The sequence below is a fragment of the Streptomyces sp. NPDC018031 genome, from assembly GCF_044327625.1.
Classification (GTDB): Bacteria; Actinomycetota; Actinomycetes; order Streptomycetales; family Streptomycetaceae; genus Streptomyces.
In genome coordinates this window covers 56283-71178 of sequence record NZ_JBIRFT010000022.1, presented here as the reverse complement: position 1 = coordinate 71178, position 14896 = coordinate 56283, and the positions used below count along the sequence as shown (strand labels likewise).

At 73.6% G+C, this 14896-nt stretch carries 14 protein-coding genes; 9 read left to right on the top strand and 5 right to left on the bottom strand.

Annotated features, from left to right (window positions below; translation table 11 throughout):
• Positions 1-34: 34 nt before the first annotated feature.
• Together ACH4B3_RS30945 and bioB are read right to left on the bottom strand one after the other, a co-directional pair.
• Complete coding sequence (locus ACH4B3_RS30945) at positions 35-1339, bottom strand: adenosylmethionine--8-amino-7-oxononanoate transaminase (RefSeq protein ID WP_398468489.1); 1305 nt, start codon at positions 1337-1339, stop codon at positions 35-37.
• Complete coding sequence (gene bioB / locus ACH4B3_RS30940) at positions 1332-2525, bottom strand: biotin synthase BioB (RefSeq protein ID WP_398468487.1); 1194 nt, start codon at positions 2523-2525, stop codon at positions 1332-1334. Before bioB ends, ACH4B3_RS30945 begins: the two co-directional genes overlap by 8 nt.
• A 173-nt stretch (positions 2526-2698) precedes the next feature.
• Here bioB and ACH4B3_RS30935 point away from each other — a divergent pair, with 173 nt between their 5' ends.
• Positions 2699-3868, top strand: a complete 1170-nt coding sequence (locus ACH4B3_RS30935) for an 8-amino-7-oxononanoate synthase (RefSeq protein ID WP_398468485.1) — start codon at positions 2699-2701, stop codon at positions 3866-3868.
• Positions 3869-4043: 175 nt separating this feature from the next.
• A complete protein-coding gene (locus ACH4B3_RS30930) occupies positions 4044-4472 on the top strand; it encodes an ATP-binding protein (RefSeq protein ID WP_398468483.1) in 429 nt (142 codons plus the stop codon).
• Between the two features lie 147 nt (positions 4473-4619).
• Here ACH4B3_RS30930 and ACH4B3_RS30925 read toward each other — a convergent pair whose 3' ends face one another.
• The 3 genes from ACH4B3_RS30925 to ACH4B3_RS30915 all read right to left on the bottom strand — a co-directional run bounded on the left by ACH4B3_RS30925 (position 4620) and on the right by ACH4B3_RS30915 (position 8178).
• On the bottom strand, positions 4620-5828 hold the full coding sequence (locus ACH4B3_RS30925; protein WP_398468481.1) for a hypothetical protein: 1209 nt from the start codon (positions 5826-5828) through the stop codon (positions 4620-4622).
• A gap of 117 nt (positions 5829-5945) precedes the next feature.
• Complete coding sequence (locus ACH4B3_RS30920; protein ID WP_398468479.1) at positions 5946-6416, bottom strand: C40 family peptidase; 471 nt, start codon at positions 6414-6416, stop codon at positions 5946-5948.
• Between the two features lie 805 nt (positions 6417-7221).
• A complete protein-coding gene (locus ACH4B3_RS30915) occupies positions 7222-8178 on the bottom strand; it encodes a M28 family metallopeptidase (RefSeq protein WP_398468477.1) in 957 nt (318 codons plus the stop codon).
• 615 nt (positions 8179-8793) lie between these two features.
• Here ACH4B3_RS30915 and ACH4B3_RS30910 point away from each other — a divergent pair.
• The 7 genes from ACH4B3_RS30910 (at position 8794) to ACH4B3_RS30880 (ending at position 14869) form a co-directional block, all read left to right on the top strand.
• On the top strand, positions 8794-8946 hold the full coding sequence (locus ACH4B3_RS30910; RefSeq protein ID WP_398468475.1) for a hypothetical protein: 153 nt from the start codon (positions 8794-8796) through the stop codon (positions 8944-8946).
• A 1197-nt stretch (positions 8947-10143) separates the two neighbouring features.
• A complete protein-coding gene (locus tag ACH4B3_RS30905) occupies positions 10144-10446 on the top strand; it encodes an urease subunit gamma (protein WP_398468473.1) in 303 nt (100 codons plus the stop codon).
• Between the two features lie 15 nt (positions 10447-10461).
• The gene (locus tag ACH4B3_RS30900) at positions 10462-10794 is read left to right on the top strand and encodes an urease subunit beta (RefSeq protein ID WP_398468471.1); all 333 of its coding nucleotides are present in this window, start codon (positions 10462-10464) and stop codon (positions 10792-10794) included.
• Positions 10791-12512, top strand: a complete 1722-nt coding sequence (locus ACH4B3_RS30895) for an urease subunit alpha (protein WP_398468469.1) — start codon at positions 10791-10793, stop codon at positions 12510-12512. The genes ACH4B3_RS30900 and ACH4B3_RS30895 overlap by 4 nt, the downstream gene beginning before the upstream one ends.
• A complete protein-coding gene (locus ACH4B3_RS30890) occupies positions 12512-13267 on the top strand; it encodes an urease accessory protein UreF (RefSeq protein ID WP_398468467.1) in 756 nt (251 codons plus the stop codon). Before ACH4B3_RS30895 ends, ACH4B3_RS30890 begins: the two co-directional genes overlap by 1 nt.
• A 76-nt stretch (positions 13268-13343) precedes the next feature.
• A complete protein-coding gene (gene ureG / locus ACH4B3_RS30885; RefSeq protein WP_398468465.1) occupies positions 13344-14039 on the top strand; it encodes an urease accessory protein UreG in 696 nt (231 codons plus the stop codon).
• On the top strand, positions 14036-14869 hold the full coding sequence (locus tag ACH4B3_RS30880; RefSeq protein ID WP_398468463.1) for an urease accessory protein UreD: 834 nt from the start codon (positions 14036-14038) through the stop codon (positions 14867-14869). The genes ureG and ACH4B3_RS30880 overlap by 4 nt, the downstream gene beginning before the upstream one ends.
• Positions 14870-14896 lie beyond the last annotated feature (27 nt).

The window sequence follows — 14896 nt, the reverse complement described above, 5'->3', positions numbered from 1 at the left end:
GTCGAACTTCGGACCGGCCCGGCCGCCCGGCGGGTCACCCCGCCGCGGCCGCCGCGCGGACCGCCGCGCAGATCCGCGCCAGGTCCTCGTCCCCGGTCACGAACGGGGGCATGGTGTACAGCAGCTCGCCGAACGGCCGCAGCCAGACGCCCTCCCGGATCGCGGCGCGGGTCGCGGCCGCCATGTCCGCCGGGTGGTCCAGCTGGACCACGCCGATGGCGCCCAGCACCCGGACGTCGCGGACCCCGGGCAGCCCGGCGGCCTCCGCCAGCCCGGCCCGCAGCCCGGTCTCGATCCGCTTGACCTCCCGCTGCCAGTCGTGCGACAGCAGCAGGTCGATCGAGGCGCAGGCGACCGCGGTCGCCAGCGGGTTGCCCATGAACGTGGGGCCGTGGGCGAGCACGGGCACCTCGCCGCCGGAGATGCCCTCCGCGACGCGGCTGGTGCACAGCGTGGCCCCCAGCGTCAGATAGCCGCCGGTCAGCGCCTTGCCCACGCACATCACATCGGGCGAGACCCCGGCGTGCTCGGCGGCGAAGAGCGCTCCGGTGCGGCCGAACCCGGTGGCGATCTCGTCGAAGACCAGCAGCAGGTCGTGCTCGTCGCACAGCTCCCGCAGCACCCGCAGGTACCCGGGCGAGTGGAAGCGCATGCCGCCCGCGTTCTGCACCACCGGCTCCACGATCACCGCGGCCACCTCGTCGGCGTGCCGGGCGAACAGCTCCCGCAGGTGGTCCAGGTACGCGGGGTCGGGCTCGGCGTCGAAACCGGCCGGTGGGGCGTCCGCGAACACCTGCCGGGGCAGCACCCCGGACCACAGCTTGTGCATCCCGCCGTCCGGGTCGCACACCGACATCGGCTGCCAGGTGTCACCGTGGTAGCCACCGCGCCAGGTCAGCAGCCGCTGCTTGGCCGGCCTGCCCACCGAGCGCCAGTACTGCAGGCACATCTTCACCGCGACCTCGACCGACACCGACCCGGAGTCGGCGAGGAACACGTGCTGCAGCGGCTCCGGGGTGATCTCGACCAGCCGGGTCGCCAGCCGGACGGCGGGCTCGTGGGTGAGCCCGCCGAACATCACATGGCTCATCCGGTCCAGCTGGGCGCGCACCGCCTCGTTGAGCACCGGGTGGTTGTAGCCGTGCACCGCCGCCCACCACGAGGACATGCCGTCGATCAGCTCGGTACGTCCCTCGGTGGGCTCGCCGAGCCGCAGCCGCACCCCGGCGGCGGACTCCACGAGCAGCGGCTCCTGGCGGCCGGGCATCGGCCCGTACGGATGCCAGACGTGCTGCCGGTCCAGGGCGAGCAGTTCACCGGCGGTCAGCGGCTCAGGCATTGGGCGGCACGTCCGTCCCGGCACCCCGGCGCCGCACGGCGACCAGGTCGGTGCGGGCCTGGTCGGCGGCGACCGCCACCGGCGTCGTCCCGGCGGCCGCCGGCTCCGCGGCCGACTCGCCGCCGCACGGCCCGCAGCCACCGTCGCCGTGTCCGCCGCAACCGCCTCCGGCCACCGCGTCCCGGCGGTGCTCCGGCAGCGTCGTGGTGTCGGTGCCCTCCACCTCGAAGCCCGCGTCGGCGATCATCGCCAGGTCGTCCTTGCCCGCCTGGCCCTCGGAGGTCAGGTAGTCCCCGAGGAAGATCGAGTTGGCCAGGTGCAGGGCGAGCGGCTGCATCGACCGCAGGTGCACCTCGCGGCCGCCGGCCAGCCGGACCTCCACGTCCGGGCAGACGAACCGCACCATGGCCAGGATCCGCAGCGCCCGCTGCGGCGTGAGGTTCCACTCCTTGGCGAGCGGGGTCCCCTCGAACGGGATGAGGAAGTTGACCGGGACCGAGTCCGGGTCCAGGTCGCGCAGCGAGAAGACCACGTCGACCAGGTCCTCGTCGGTCTCGCCCATGCCCGCGATCAGGCCGGAGCAGGCCGACATGCCGGCCGCCTGCGCCTGCTGCACGGTCGCCACCCGGTCCGCGTAGGTGTGGGTGGTGGTGATGTCCCCGTAGGTGGCCTCGGAGGTGTTGAGGTTGTGGTTGTAGGCGTCGGCGCCCGCGTCCTTCAGCCGCGTGGCCTGCCCGTCGGAGAGCAGACCGAGGCAGGCGCACACCTCGACCTCCCCGTTCTGCTCCTTGATCGCGGCGATGGTCTCGGACACCCGGTCCACGTCGCGGTCGGTCGGACCGCGTCCGCTCGCCACCAGGCACACCCGCTTCGCGCCGCCGGCGACCCCCGCGTTCGCCGCGGCCGCCGCCTCCTCGGGCTTCAGCCAGGTGTACTTGAGGATCTCCGCCTTGGAGCCGAGCCGCTGCGAACAGTACGAGCAGTCCTCCGGGCAGAGCCCCGACTTGAGGTTCACCAGATAGTTGAGCTTCACCCGCCGCCCGAACCAGGCACGGCGTACCTTGCCCGCGGCGGCCACCACGTCGAGCAGTTCGTCGTCGGAGGTCGCCAGGACGGCGAGCGCCTCTTCACGGGTCGGCGACTCCCGTCGCAGCCCCTTCTCCACCAGCGTGTTCAGCAGGTCCATGGCGCTGATCCTGTCTTACGCCACCGCCCCCGGCCAAGGAGAGATCGCACAACGTCGAGTGTTGGAGGTGTGTGTATTGCCACACCCTGCCCGAGCCTCCGGGGGGTTACTTTCTAGCCGTTGCATACAAAGGGGCCCACGGCCCGAGGCGAGACGCACCCGAAGGACGGCCCATGCCCGCCAAGCGCCAGGACGGACCGTTCGACTGGATCGACGCCCAGCGCGAGGCCCGCCGCCGCGCCGGACTCGTCCGCGAACTACGTCCCCGGCCGGCCGAGTCCCCCCTGCTGGATCTGGCCGGGAACGACTACCTGGGCCTGTCCCGGCACCCGGAGGTGACCGGCGCGGCGGCGGAGGCCGCGCACACCTGGGGGGCCGGGTCCACCGGCTCCCGGCTGGTCACCGGAAGCACCGAACTCCATGCCCGGCTTGAGCGGGAACTCGCGGAATTCTGCGGATTCGAGGCGGCTCTGGTCCTCTCCTCCGGATACGCGGCCAACCTCGCAGCCGTCACCGCGCTGACCGTTCCCGGCGGGGTCATCGTCTCCGACGAGGGCAACCACGCGTCGCTCATCGACGGTTGCCGTCTCTCCCGGGCCGACACCACCGTGGTCCCGCACGCCGACCCGGACGCGGTCCGCAAGGCGCTCGACCGGTCCGGCGCCCCCGCGCTGGCCGTCACCGACTCGGTGTTCTCCGTCGACGGCGACGCCGCGCCGCTGAAGGAGCTGATCGACGCCTGCCGGGACGGCGGCGCCGGGCTCCTCGTCGACGACGCCCACGGCCTCGGCGTACTCGGCGACGAGGGCCGGGGCGCCCCGCACGCCGCCGGGCTGGCCGGCGCCCCGGACCTGGTCACCACGGTCACCCTGTCGAAGTCCCTGGGCAGCCAGGGCGGTGCCGTGCTCGGCCCGGCCCGGGTCATCGAGCACCTGGTCAACACCGCCCGGACGCTCATCTTCGACACCGGTCTGAACCCGGCCGCGGCGGGCGCGGCCCTGGCGAGCCTGCGCCTGCTGCGCACCGAACCGCGGCGCGCGCGGCGGGTGCGCGAGGTGGCCACCGCGCTGTACGAGGGGCTGACCGCCGCCGGGCTGGCCGCGGTACGCCCGGACGCCGCCGTGGTCTCGGTCAAGGCCCCCTCGCCGGAGCAGGCGGTGTCCTGGGCGGCGGACTGCCGGGCCGCCGGGCTGCGGGTCGGCTGCTTCCGGCCCCCCTCGGTTCCGGACGGCGTCTCCCGGCTCCGGCTCACCGCCCGTGCGGACCTGACGGACCGCCAGGTGGCACAGGCGGTGGCGGTGATCGCGCGCACCGCGCCGGACCCCGGAAGCGGTCTTCCGTAGTACAGGTCACCGCTTCGAGCGACAGGGATCCGGTGGTGTCCGCGGATCGCCCGCGGCAGCGGCGGCATCGGTGGCACCCTGGCGCGTGGAGCCGTCCGGGACCGCTGACGGTTCATCCGACGCCCCGCACCCACCCCTGTCGGACACCGGTCCCGGCGGGAAGGGAACAGGTCCGATGGCAGACCAGCAGGAAGCATCCGTCACGCTGCCGAGCGAACCCGCGTCGGTCGCCATGGCGCGCGGCCACGTGGTCGACGTGCTCGCCGGCTGGGGGCTGCCGGCCGGCCACCCGACCGCGGACACCGTGCGGCTGATCGTCTCGGAGCTGGCCACCAACGCGATCGTGCACACCCGGGGGCTGTCGCCCGCCTTCACCGTGCGGATACGGCTCGACCGCGACGAGGAACTGCGCGTCGGGATCACCGACAGCGACCCCCGCCGGCCCCGGCGGCTGCCCGCCGCGGTACAGCAGGACAACGGACGGGGGCTGGTGATCATCCGCTCCCTGACCGCCGAGGCGGGCGGCCGGCTCCGCGTCACCCCGGCCCCGGGCGGCGGGAAGACGGTGTGGGTCGCCCTGCCGTGGCCGGCGCCGGGCCCCTGACGGCCCGCCTCCGCCCGGCGCCCGGGCGGTCACGGCGGTCGCGGCGGGTGAGCCGGGCGGCGGCGAGCGGCGACCTGGGCCGGGAGGCCCGACCGGGACGACGGCCGGAGCGGACACGGGCACGGGGCGGGCACGGGCCGGGCCGGATCACAGCACCCGCTGGACGTTCCCGGTCCGGGCCCGGGCCTGGGTCAGGGCCCGGATCCGCTCGTACACCCGGCCCGCGCCGGGGCTGATCAGGTAGTGCGGCATGTCCCCCCGCTCGATCACCCCGTACCGGCTGGTGCCCAGCAGGTAGGAGGAGTACAGGATCAGGCCGTCGGGCTCCCGCGGGTCGACCGCGAGCGCCGAGAATCCGGGGAAGGCGTCGGTCTGGTACACCTCCAGACCGTCGGCCTCGGTGCCGTAGCGCTCCTTGAAGCGGCCCAGCCGCTCCAGTGAGTCCTTGATCTTCCGGCTCATGTCCTCCTGGTGCTGGCGGGCCAGCGTCGCCGCCGCGTCCGAGACCGGGTCCAGCAGGAAGCAGCGGTAGACGCCGCCGCGGCGCAGGAAGCCGAGCACGGCGTCCCGGTAGTGCGCCGGCCGCTCGGTGGTCACCAGCCGGCGGGAGGACGCCCGCAGCGCGGTTCCCATGTCGAGCACCTCGCCGGTCGCCGCGTCGAGCATCCGTGCCTTCTCCACGGAACTGGGGCGTTCGGGATAGGTGTGCACCGCGGCGCCGTCGGAGAGTCCGCGCGCGGCCAGCCACGCCCTGCGGGCGGTGCCCGGCGCGCCGTCGGCGGCCATCAGGAAGACCCGCTTGCCCTCGTGGCCGCCGACCTCCTCGAAGAGCGCGGCGTACGGTCCGGCGGTCCGGTGCACGTCCTCCGACACCGCGACGCAGTCCCGCGGCGTGGCCTTCTCCAGATGCGCCGCGAGATTGATGTCGGGGGAGTGGATGGCCCCGGTCCGGCCGGGTCCGGTGTGCCGGATGGTGCCCTTGTGCACCGCTATCCGCAGATGCAGGTCACCGGCGACCCCGGCGCGGGCGAACTCGTCCCGCAGGTGCCGCAGATCGAGCGTGAGGACCGCCCGGGCCGCCTCCAGCGCGACGTCCCGGGCCACGCTCTCGTGGTCGTCGTGCAGGGCGAAGAACCCTCCGTCGCCCCGCCACGACCACAGTTCGCCGCGCGCGCAGCGGTGGGTGGCGGCCAGCTGGTCCACCCGCGCGCCGATCCGGTCGCGCAGCAGGTCGAAGGCGCGTGCCGCCCGGTCCCGGGGGTTGGCCAGCACGATCGAGGAGTATCCGGCGGTGTCGATGAAGAGCAGGTAGACGTGGTCGTAGGTGCGATCGGACTGGAACTGCTCGCTCGGCATGAGGCCCCCCGCTGTGTCCGGCCTCTCCATGATGCCGCGCGACCCGCCCGGGGGCACCGGCGCCGCGTGTACCGGGCGGCGAACCGGCCGGCCGGGCGCGGCACCGGGCGGCGCGGGTCAGTTCACCCGCCCGTACCACACGCTGCGGGACCAGATCCGCTCCAGCCGGACCACCGCCCCGGTCTTGGGGGAGTGCCAGATCCGGTGGTGGCCGGCGTAGATGCCCACGTGGTACACCCGGCCGCCGGAGTGGAAGAAGACCAGGTCACCGCGGTGCCGCTGGGAGGCCCTGATGTGCCGGGTGTGGTTGTACTGCGCCGCGGCGGTGCGCGGCAGCCGCTTGCCCACCCGCTTGAACGAGTAGAGCGTGAGGCCCGAGCAGTCGAACCGGTGCGGACCGACGGCACCCCACTGGTAGGGCGAGCCCTTCTTGGATTCCGCGACCCGCAGTGCCCTGGCCGAGACCGCGGCGGCCTCGGCGTCGGTCGCCGAGGCGGGGACCAGCAGGGCTCCGAGGGCCGCGGCGGTCACCGCGGAGGTGGAGCGGATCCGTGCCGTTCCGGCGGGTCTGTCCGTGCGCGTGCTCATGACGCACCCCTTCGTCAGCCGCCTGTGAAGGGTGTCCTGTCGGGTTCGGGCAGGCGAAGAATGCCCGGCCGCCACTGCGGCTTCACCCCGAGGGGCCGGCGCTCGCGTACACGACGGCCCCGTACTGCCGGGTCCTCCACTCCCGCCGGTCAGCCGAGGTCGACCAGGACCCGGTGCGGCGGCGGGACTCGGCGTCCGACCGGGCTGCCTCGCCGCTGTGACGAGGGCTTGTCGTCCCTGGGATGGTCACGCACCACCACCGGCGTTCCGCGCTGAAACGACGGCGTGTGATTTACATCACTTGGAGGCCGATCGGGGGTGAATGCCGCTGGTCGGCGGAGGCCTGACGCGCCGTCCGGTGGTCCGTGGCGAGCGGCCGCACCTGCGGCGCGGCGGTGTCCGGGGCAGTGGAACGCCCGTCGGCGGTGCGCAACTCGGGTACCCGGTGGCGCGGTCCGCCGACTGGGCCGATCGGTGGACCCCGAACGGACGACACGGCGCGCCGGGGCGCTCGGCCGGGCGCGGCGGCTCGCTCGGCGGGCGGGGGTGGGACGGCGCCCCGCCCGGAGCGCCGCTCCCCGCCCGGGGGCGCGACGCCCGGCCCTGGTCCCAGCCGCCGACCTGCGGCGTCCGGGGCAGGACGAGGCGGCTGCGGAGGGGCGGGCGATCGGTGCGGTGCCGACCGCGCACCCCCTGCCGCCCGCTGCCGGCGAACGCCGGCGCTACGGCACCGCGGGCGGAGCACCGCGGCCCGGACACCGGGGATCGGCGTCCGGGCCGCGGGGAGTGACCGCGAGCGGGGGCGTCAGGAACCGAGCTCCCAGATCGCGTGGGCGATCGCGTCGGTGTTCAGGTCCAGCGCCTTGTCGTCGATGTTGGACGTGGAGTCGCAGGAGGAGTGGTAGCACGGGTCGAACGACTTGCCCGCCGTGCCGCCCCACTTCGCGGCCTGCTCCTCGCTCTTGGTGGCCTCGGCGCCGGTGAACAGGCCGCCCACCCGGACCCCGGCGTCCTTGAAGGGAGCGTGGTCGGAGCGACCGTCGCCCTCGGTCTCGGGCTCGGTGGTGATGTTCTTCGCCGCGTACCAGTCGGTGAAGACCTTCTCCAGCTCCGGGTCGTCGTCGTAGACGAAGTAGCCCGGGTTCGGGGACCCCAGCATGTCGAAGTTGAGGTACGCGTCGAGCTTCGCCAGGTCTCCGGAGGCCAGCTGGTCGACGTAGTGCGTCGAGCCGACCATGCCGTACTCCTCGGCGCCCCACCAGGCGAACCGCAGGTGCTTGGTGGGCTTCAGGTCCGCCTTGGCGACGGCCAGGGCGACCTCCAGCACGGCCGCCGACCCCGAGCCGTTGTCGTTGATGCCGGGACCGTCGTCGACCGAGTCCAGGTGCGAGCCGGCCATCACGACGTGCTCGGCGTCACCACCCGGCCAGTCGGCCACCAGGTTGTAGCCGGTGGAGCCGCCATAGGAGAACTCCTGGACCGTGGTGGTGAATCCGGCGGCGTCGAGCTTGGCCTTGAGATGGTCCACGGACGCCTTGTACCCGGGTTGGCCGTGTGCCCGGTTGCCGCCGTTCTGCTCGGCTATGGACTGCAGTTCGGACAGATCGGCCTTGACCGCCGCGACGTCGATGTCGGGGGCGGCCGCGGTGCTGGTGGGGGGTGTCGCCTGGGCGCCTGCGGCGCCGCTGAGCAGGACCGAGGCGAGAGCGGTGCAGGTTCCGGCCGCGAGCGCGGCCCGGCGCCATGTGGCTATTCGAGACACAGATGGGCTCCGTTACTGATGTGGGGGGTTGGTGCGGAGCTGGATGGTGCGATGGTTCGGGCAAGAGTTTTTCCGGTTTGTCGGCTCATCGTCAAGAGCGAATATCGGGCAGCGGGTTCCGGCAACCGGTACGCGGCATTCGGCGGCGTCGGCCCGCCGCGGGGGGCAGGGCCGGTTCTGCGGCCTCGCGCGGGCCGGGGGCGGTGGGCCGGCCGGCGCGTGCTCCGCCCACCACGACGGCGGTGAGACCGGGAGGATCCACCCGCCTCGGCCGTGTACTGGACGCCCCGCGTGCTTGGCAAGAACTCACCCGCGCGGGTTCGAAGTCCCTCAAGATCCCCGTGCGGATGTCCAACGGGGCCCCTGGCGAACGCGCTTGCACCGCCGACTACAAGATCCCAGTAGTCGGCCGCGAGCTGAAACGACGCGGCGCCAGCCCCGAAAACCCGGCAACCATCGGCATCGGCCTGGATGAAATCCACCGCGCCAACAACCGCCACACGGAACCACACGAAAACATCGTGCCCGTCGCCGTGCAACTCCGTCCTCCTCGACGGCCGTGCCGGCGGAGAGAACCAAGCCGTCCAGAACACCCTCGCGGAGACCCTGCGGGACGTGTTCCCCGGCTCGGGAGCATCCACCAGCCAGCTCGCCGAGTTCGTCACCTGTAGCGGAGCCACCCTCTACCGGGCACGCGCCGCGCTCGTGAAGTCCGGCCAGATCCGCAGCACCGGCACCGACAAGCAGCCCCGCTACCCGGCGAGCTGAAAAAGGACCCCCCGACTCGAAGAATCGGGGGGTGGGAAGAAGGATTCCACCTTCACCAAGGGGCAGCTCGTTCGGAAGTGAGTCCCTCGGGCCATCCGTGTCGCCGCTGAGCTCAGGATTCACGGGCCGCTAGGCCCGCTCCGCAGTCAGCCTCACCGAATCGGCCTGGTCTGCGCTGCGTTGTCTTCCACCGGATGCGCAATCCGCCCCGCTAGCTGCTACGGGACCGTTTCTGCCATTCCCCGCCCGGACCGTCGTCCAGGCGTTCCGCTCTTTATACGCGGCGACACGGAGCCCTGCCAAGCCATTTGGTGATCGCGAAGTTCAGGGACTGGTGCGTGCGGCCCGGCACGAGTACCAGCCGCGCGCTCGCTCTGCGCAGCTCCAGCTGAGCTGGAAGTGGAGCGCGGCCCGGCTTACATCCTCGTGTCAACGGCTCGCAGCCCTATGGGTGCTCCGCTGGAGGTCCATAGGCCGCAGGGCCGCTCGCACGACCCGAACGTCCCTGCCGCGAACGATCAAGAAGTCTGGCAGCCGAACGAACCGTCGCCGCCGCCAGGGAGGAGCGGGACGGGGATGGCGACGACGTTGGCCTCGACCTCACACGTCCCAATGGGCGTATGCGGGGCCACTCCTGCGCGGCCCACTCAAAGCGGTTACCGCAACCACAGACCCCATGGCGCAGCTGGTCGCCGACCACGCGTGCGGCGCCGGGGCCCAGGACTGCACCCTCGTAGAAGTGGCCGCGCACACCCCTCGGACAGCCCCTGTGAAGCCTGGGAGCGCGGCGGGTGGACGGAGGGCCGCCCTTCGGCTGCCCCCGCCTCGCCTCACAGGGGCGCGTGCGGTCCTGTGAACACTGCGACCCCCGCCCTTCTGTCGAAGCGTTCCTGTATCCCCCCGAGTGCCCGGGATGTGCCCCCGCACGCGGCGTGACGGCCGGACGCGCGGCCTGACCAGCGGCGAAGTTCCATGCCCTGGCAAAGCGTCAGTTAACGCATCGGAAAAGGTTCCGCTCTAATCTGCAATACCTCGCGGGACCGGACGGAACCGCAGGTCAACAGTGTGTTGAAGTCGGCTAGGGTCCCGCTGCGAGAGGGGAGCACCCGGTTCCACGGCTGCCGCGGCGTGCACCGCGGCGCCCCGAGGGCTGCCGCACCCGAGCGGCGGCGGCCGGAGACGAGGTGAGGTGGGAACGTGCAACTGACCCCGCACGAGCAGGAACGGCTGCTGATCCATGTGGCGGCCGACGTCGCCGAGAAGCGGCGTGCGCGCGGTGTGCGCCTCAACCATCCCGAGGCGATCGCGCTCATCACGGTGCACATCCTCGAAGGCGCCCGGGACGGCCGAACCGTCGCCGAACTGATGTCCTCCGGGCGCAAGGTGCTCACCCGGGACGAGGTCATGGAGGGCATCCCGGAGATGATCCACGACGTCCAGGTGGAGGCGACCTTCCCGGACGGCACCAAGCTCGTCACCGTCCATGAGCCCATCGTCTGACCGCAGGAGGCCGCTGTGATCCCCGGAGAGACCCTCCACGCGGAGGCGCCGGTACCGCTCAACGAAGGACGGCCGGTGACCCGGCTGACCGTGCTGAACACCGCCGACCGGCCCGTCCAGGTGGGCTCCCACTACCACTTCGCCGAGGTCAACCCCGGTCTCGACTTCGACCGTGCGGCGGCCCGCGGTATGCGGCTGCACATCGCGGCCGGCACCGCCGTTCGCTTCGAACCGGGCATCCCCGCCGAGGTGGCGCTCGTCCCGCTGGCCGGAGCCCGGTTCGTCCCCGGGCTCCGCGGGGAGACCGGCGGACCGCTCGACCCGCCGCCGGCCGGCGGTGACCGATGACCCGGCTGAGCCGCGCCGACTACGCCGAGCTGTTCGGCCCCACCACCGGCGACCGCATCCGGCTGGCCGACACCGATCTGCTCGTCGAGATCGAGGAGGACCGGGCCGGCGGGCCCGGCCGGGCCGGTGACGAGGCGGTGTTCGGCGGCGGCAAGGTGATCCGCGAGTCGATGGGGCAGTCCCGGACCACCCGTGCCGAGGGCGCTCCCGACACGGTAATCACCGGCGCCGTCGTCCTCGACCACTGGGGGGTGGTCAAGGCGGACATCGGGTTGCGCGACGGCCGGATCACCGGCATCGGCAAGGCCGGCAACCCGGACATCATGGACGGTGTCCACCCTGACCTCGTGATCGGCCCGGAGACCGAGATCATCGCCGGGAACGGCAAGATCCTCACCGCCGGGGCGATCGACGCCCATGTGCACTTCATCTGCCCGCAGATCGCCGACGAGGCCCTGGCCGCGGGCATCACCACCCTGGTCGGCGGCGGCACCGGCCCGGCCGAGGGCAGCAAGGCGACCACCGTCACCCCCGGATCCTGGCACCTGGCCCGGATGTTCGAGGCGATGGAGGCGTATCCGCTCAACATCGGCCTCCTCGGCAAGGGCAACACCGTCTCCACCGAGGCGATGTACGCGCAGCTGCGCGGCGGCGCCGTCGGCTTCAAGATCCACGAGGACTGGGGCGCCACCCCGGCCGCCATCGACGCCTGCCTGAACGTCTGCGACGCCACCGGCGCCCAGGTCGCCATCCACACCGACACCCTCAACGAGGCGGGCTTCGTCGGCGACACGCTCGCCGCCATCGCGGGACGCTCCATCCACGCCTACCACACCGAAGGCGCCGGCGGCGGACACGCACCCGACATCATCACCGTCGTCTCGCAGCCCAACGTGCTGCCCAGCTCCACCAACCCCACCCGGCCGCACACCGTCAACACCATCGAGGAACACCTCGACATGCTGATGGTCTGCCACCACCTCAACCCGTCCGTGCCCGAGGACCTCGCCTTCGCCGAGTCGCGCATCCGGCCGAGCACCATCGCGGCCGAGGACGTGCTCCACGACCTCGGCGCGATCTCCATCATCTCCTCCGACTCCCAGGCCATGGGCCGGGTAGGGGAGGTGGTCCTGCGCACCTGGCAGACCGCCCACGTGATGAAGCGGCGGCGCGGTGCCCTGCCCGGCGACGGCCGGGCCGACAACCTCCGCGCCCGTCGCTACGTCGCCAAGTACACCATCAACCCGGCCGCGGCCCAGGGCATGGACCACGAGATCGGCTCCGTGGAGACCGGGAAGCTCGCCGACCTGGTGCTGTGGGACCCGGCCTTCTTCGGCGTCCGCCCGCACCTCGTCATCAAGGGCGGCCAGATCGCCTACGCGCAGATGGGCGACGCCAACGCCTCCATCCCCACCCCGCAGCCGGTGCTGCCGAGACCGATGTTCGGTGCCGTCGGACGGGCCGCGGCCGGCGGCTCGCTGAACTTCGTCACCGGGACCGCGCTCGACGCCGGGCTGCCCGAGCGGCTCGGCCTCGGCAAGCCGTTCGCGGCCATCCGCGGCACCCGTGGCGTCACCAAGGCCGACATGCGCCTCAACGACGCCCTGCCGGCGGTCGAGGTCGACCCGGACTCGTTCACCGTCACCATCGACGGGGAGCCGGTGGAACCCGCGCCCGCCGCCGAACTCCCCATGGCTCAGCGGTACTTCCTGTTCTGATGAATTCCGACGAACGCGCCGCGCCCGGCCACGCGCCACAGGCCGGGCCACGCCCCGCGGTGGACGGACCCGGCCCGGCGGCGGCCCGGGCCGCCCTGCTGGTGCTCGCCGACGGCAGGTTCCCGGCCGGCGGCCACGCGCACTCGGGTGGCGCCGAAGCCGCCGTCGCCGCGGGCCGGATCCACGACGCGCGCACCCTGGAGGAGTTCTGCCGGGGCCGGCTGCACACCGCCGGCCTCACCGCGGCCGGGCTCGCCGCCGCGGCCGCCGCCGGAGTCGACCCGCTGCTGCTGGACGCCGCCGCGGACGCCCGCACCCCGGCCCCGGCGCTGCGGGCCACCGCCCGCCGGCTCGGCCGCCAGCTCACCCGCGCGGTACGGGCCACCTGGCCCTCCGCGGAACTGGACGCGCTCGCCGCCGCCCGTCCCCGTGGCGCCCACCAACCCGTGGTCCTCGGGCTCGCGGCGCGGGCCGCGGGCCTGGGGCCGCCGGACGCCGCCGGGCTCGCCGGCCACGAATCCGTCAGCGGCCCGGCGACCGCCGTGGTGCGGCTGCTGGGGCTCGACCCCTTCGACGCCACCGCGGTGCTGGCCCGGCTCGCCCCCGAGCTGGACCAGGTCGCCGAGCGCGCCGCCGAGGCGGCCCGGCGCGCCGTGGACCAGGGCCCGGACGTACTGCCCGCCGCGTCCGCCCCGCTGCTGGACATCACCGCCGAAGCGCACGCCGGCTGGCCGGTACGTCTCTTCGCCTCCTGAACCACCCCCCGTCCCCCGCCCGTCCGCCCCTCCCGGCCCCCGAGGCCGGGACCCGCCGCACCCGACCGGAGCCGCCATGCACCTCGACCACCCGGAGACCTATCCCCACCGGCACAGCTACAGCGCGGCCGAACCGCACCGCCCGGACGGCAGCCGCCGCGCGCTGCGGATCGGACTGGGCGGACCGGTCGGGTCCGGCAAGACGGCCACCGTGGCCGCGCTGTGCCGGGCGCTCCGCGACGAACTGCGCATCGCGGTCGTCACCAACGACATCTACACCCGCGAGGACGCCGAGTTCCTCCTGCGGAACGCGGTGCTCCCGCCCGAGCGCATCACCGCCGTGGAGACCGGCGCCTGCCCGCACACCGCCATCCGGGACGACATCTCCGCCAACCTCGAAGCCGTGGAGGACCTGGAGGACACCGTCGGCCCGCTCGACCTGGTGCTGGTGGAGTCCGGTGGCGACAACCTGACCGCCACCTTCTCCAAGGGGCTGGTGGACGCGCAGATCTTCGTGATCGACGTCGCGGGCGGAGACGACATCCCGCGCAAGGGCGGCCCCGGCGTGACCACGGCGGACCTGCTCGTGGTCAACAAGACCGACCTGGCCCGGTACGTCGGCTCGGATCTGGAACGCATGGCCCGGGACGCCGCCGAACAGCGCGGGCCGCTCCCGGTGGTCTTCACCTCGCTGGTCGCCGAGGACGGTGTCCGGCCGGTCCGCGACTGGGTCCGCGCGCGGCTCGCCGCCTGGGCGGGTTCCCCGGCATGACCCGCGCCACCCGCCCCGTGCCGCGGCCCGGTGGCACCCGGCCGGCTCCCGGCGCGGGCGCCGCGGCCGGGCCGGCCCCCTCCGGCGTCCTGGCCGCCGCCCGGATCAGCGCGGTGCCCGACGGGCGGGGCGGCACCGCACTGGCCGAACTCGACGGCCAGGGCCCCCTCGCGCTGCGCCGGCTCGCCACCCGCGGCCCGGAGGCCCGGGTGGCGCTGGTCGGCGCCATGAGCGCGCCGCTGGGCGGTGACCGGCTCGGCCTCACCGCGGAACTCGCCGACGGCGCGCGGCTGCGGTTCTCCACCACCGCGGCCACCATCGCGCTGCCCGGCCGCACCGGCGCGCCCGCCCACTACGACACGTCGATCACGGTGGGGGAGCATGCGGAGTTGGCCTGGCTGCCGGAGCCGCTGATCTCGGCCCACGGCAGCGACCTGCGGATGCACACCCGTATCACCCTTGCCGCCACCGCCCGGCTGACGTTCCGCGAGGAGCAGGTTCTGGGCCGCGCCGGGGAGGGGCCCGGCAGCCTCGCCACCAGGCTCACCGTGTACCGTTCGGGAGTTCCGCTGCTGGACCAGGAGTCGGCTTACGGGCCCCGGGCACCGGGCTGGGACGGCCCCGCGGTGCTGGGCGGCCACCGGGCGGTGGGTCAACTCCTGGTGGTGGACCCGGCGTTCGCGGACCGGCCGCCGCGCCTGCCGCGGCTCGGCGACACCGCCGTGGCCACCCCGCTGGCCGGACCGGCCGTACTCGTCACGGCGGTCGCGGCGGACGCGCTGCGGTTGCGCAGATTGTTCGACGATGCGTCCGACCTCACGGGTTGGTAAAGAAACACCTGTTTGACCTGTACCGAT

Excerpts from the sequence above, each read along its gene's own strand:
- ACH4B3_RS30880 (WP_398468463.1), top strand. The coding sequence starts at position 14,036 with ATGACCCGCGCCACCCGCCCCGTGCCGCGGCCCGGTGGCACCCGGCCG.
- ACH4B3_RS30945 (WP_398468489.1), bottom strand. The coding sequence starts at position 1,339 with ATGCCTGAGCCGCTGACCGCCGGTGAACTGCTCGCCCTGGACCGGCAG.
- ACH4B3_RS30920 (WP_398468479.1), bottom strand. The coding sequence starts at position 6,416 with ATGAGCACGCGCACGGACAGACCCGCCGGAACGGCACGGATCCGCTCC.
- bioB (WP_398468487.1), bottom strand. The coding sequence starts at position 2,525 with ATGGACCTGCTGAACACGCTGGTGGAGAAGGGGCTGCGACGGGAGTCG.
- ACH4B3_RS30890 (WP_398468467.1), top strand. The coding sequence starts at position 12,512 with ATGAATTCCGACGAACGCGCCGCGCCCGGCCACGCGCCACAGGCCGGG.
- ACH4B3_RS30935 (WP_398468485.1), top strand. The coding sequence starts at position 2,699 with ATGCCCGCCAAGCGCCAGGACGGACCGTTCGACTGGATCGACGCCCAG.
- ACH4B3_RS30895 (WP_398468469.1), top strand. The coding sequence starts at position 10,791 with ATGACCCGGCTGAGCCGCGCCGACTACGCCGAGCTGTTCGGCCCCACC.
- ACH4B3_RS30925 (WP_398468481.1), bottom strand. The coding sequence starts at position 5,828 with ATGCCGAGCGAGCAGTTCCAGTCCGATCGCACCTACGACCACGTCTAC.
- ureG (WP_398468465.1), top strand. The coding sequence starts at position 13,344 with ATGCACCTCGACCACCCGGAGACCTATCCCCACCGGCACAGCTACAGC.
- ACH4B3_RS30930 (WP_398468483.1), top strand. The coding sequence starts at position 4,044 with ATGGCAGACCAGCAGGAAGCATCCGTCACGCTGCCGAGCGAACCCGCG.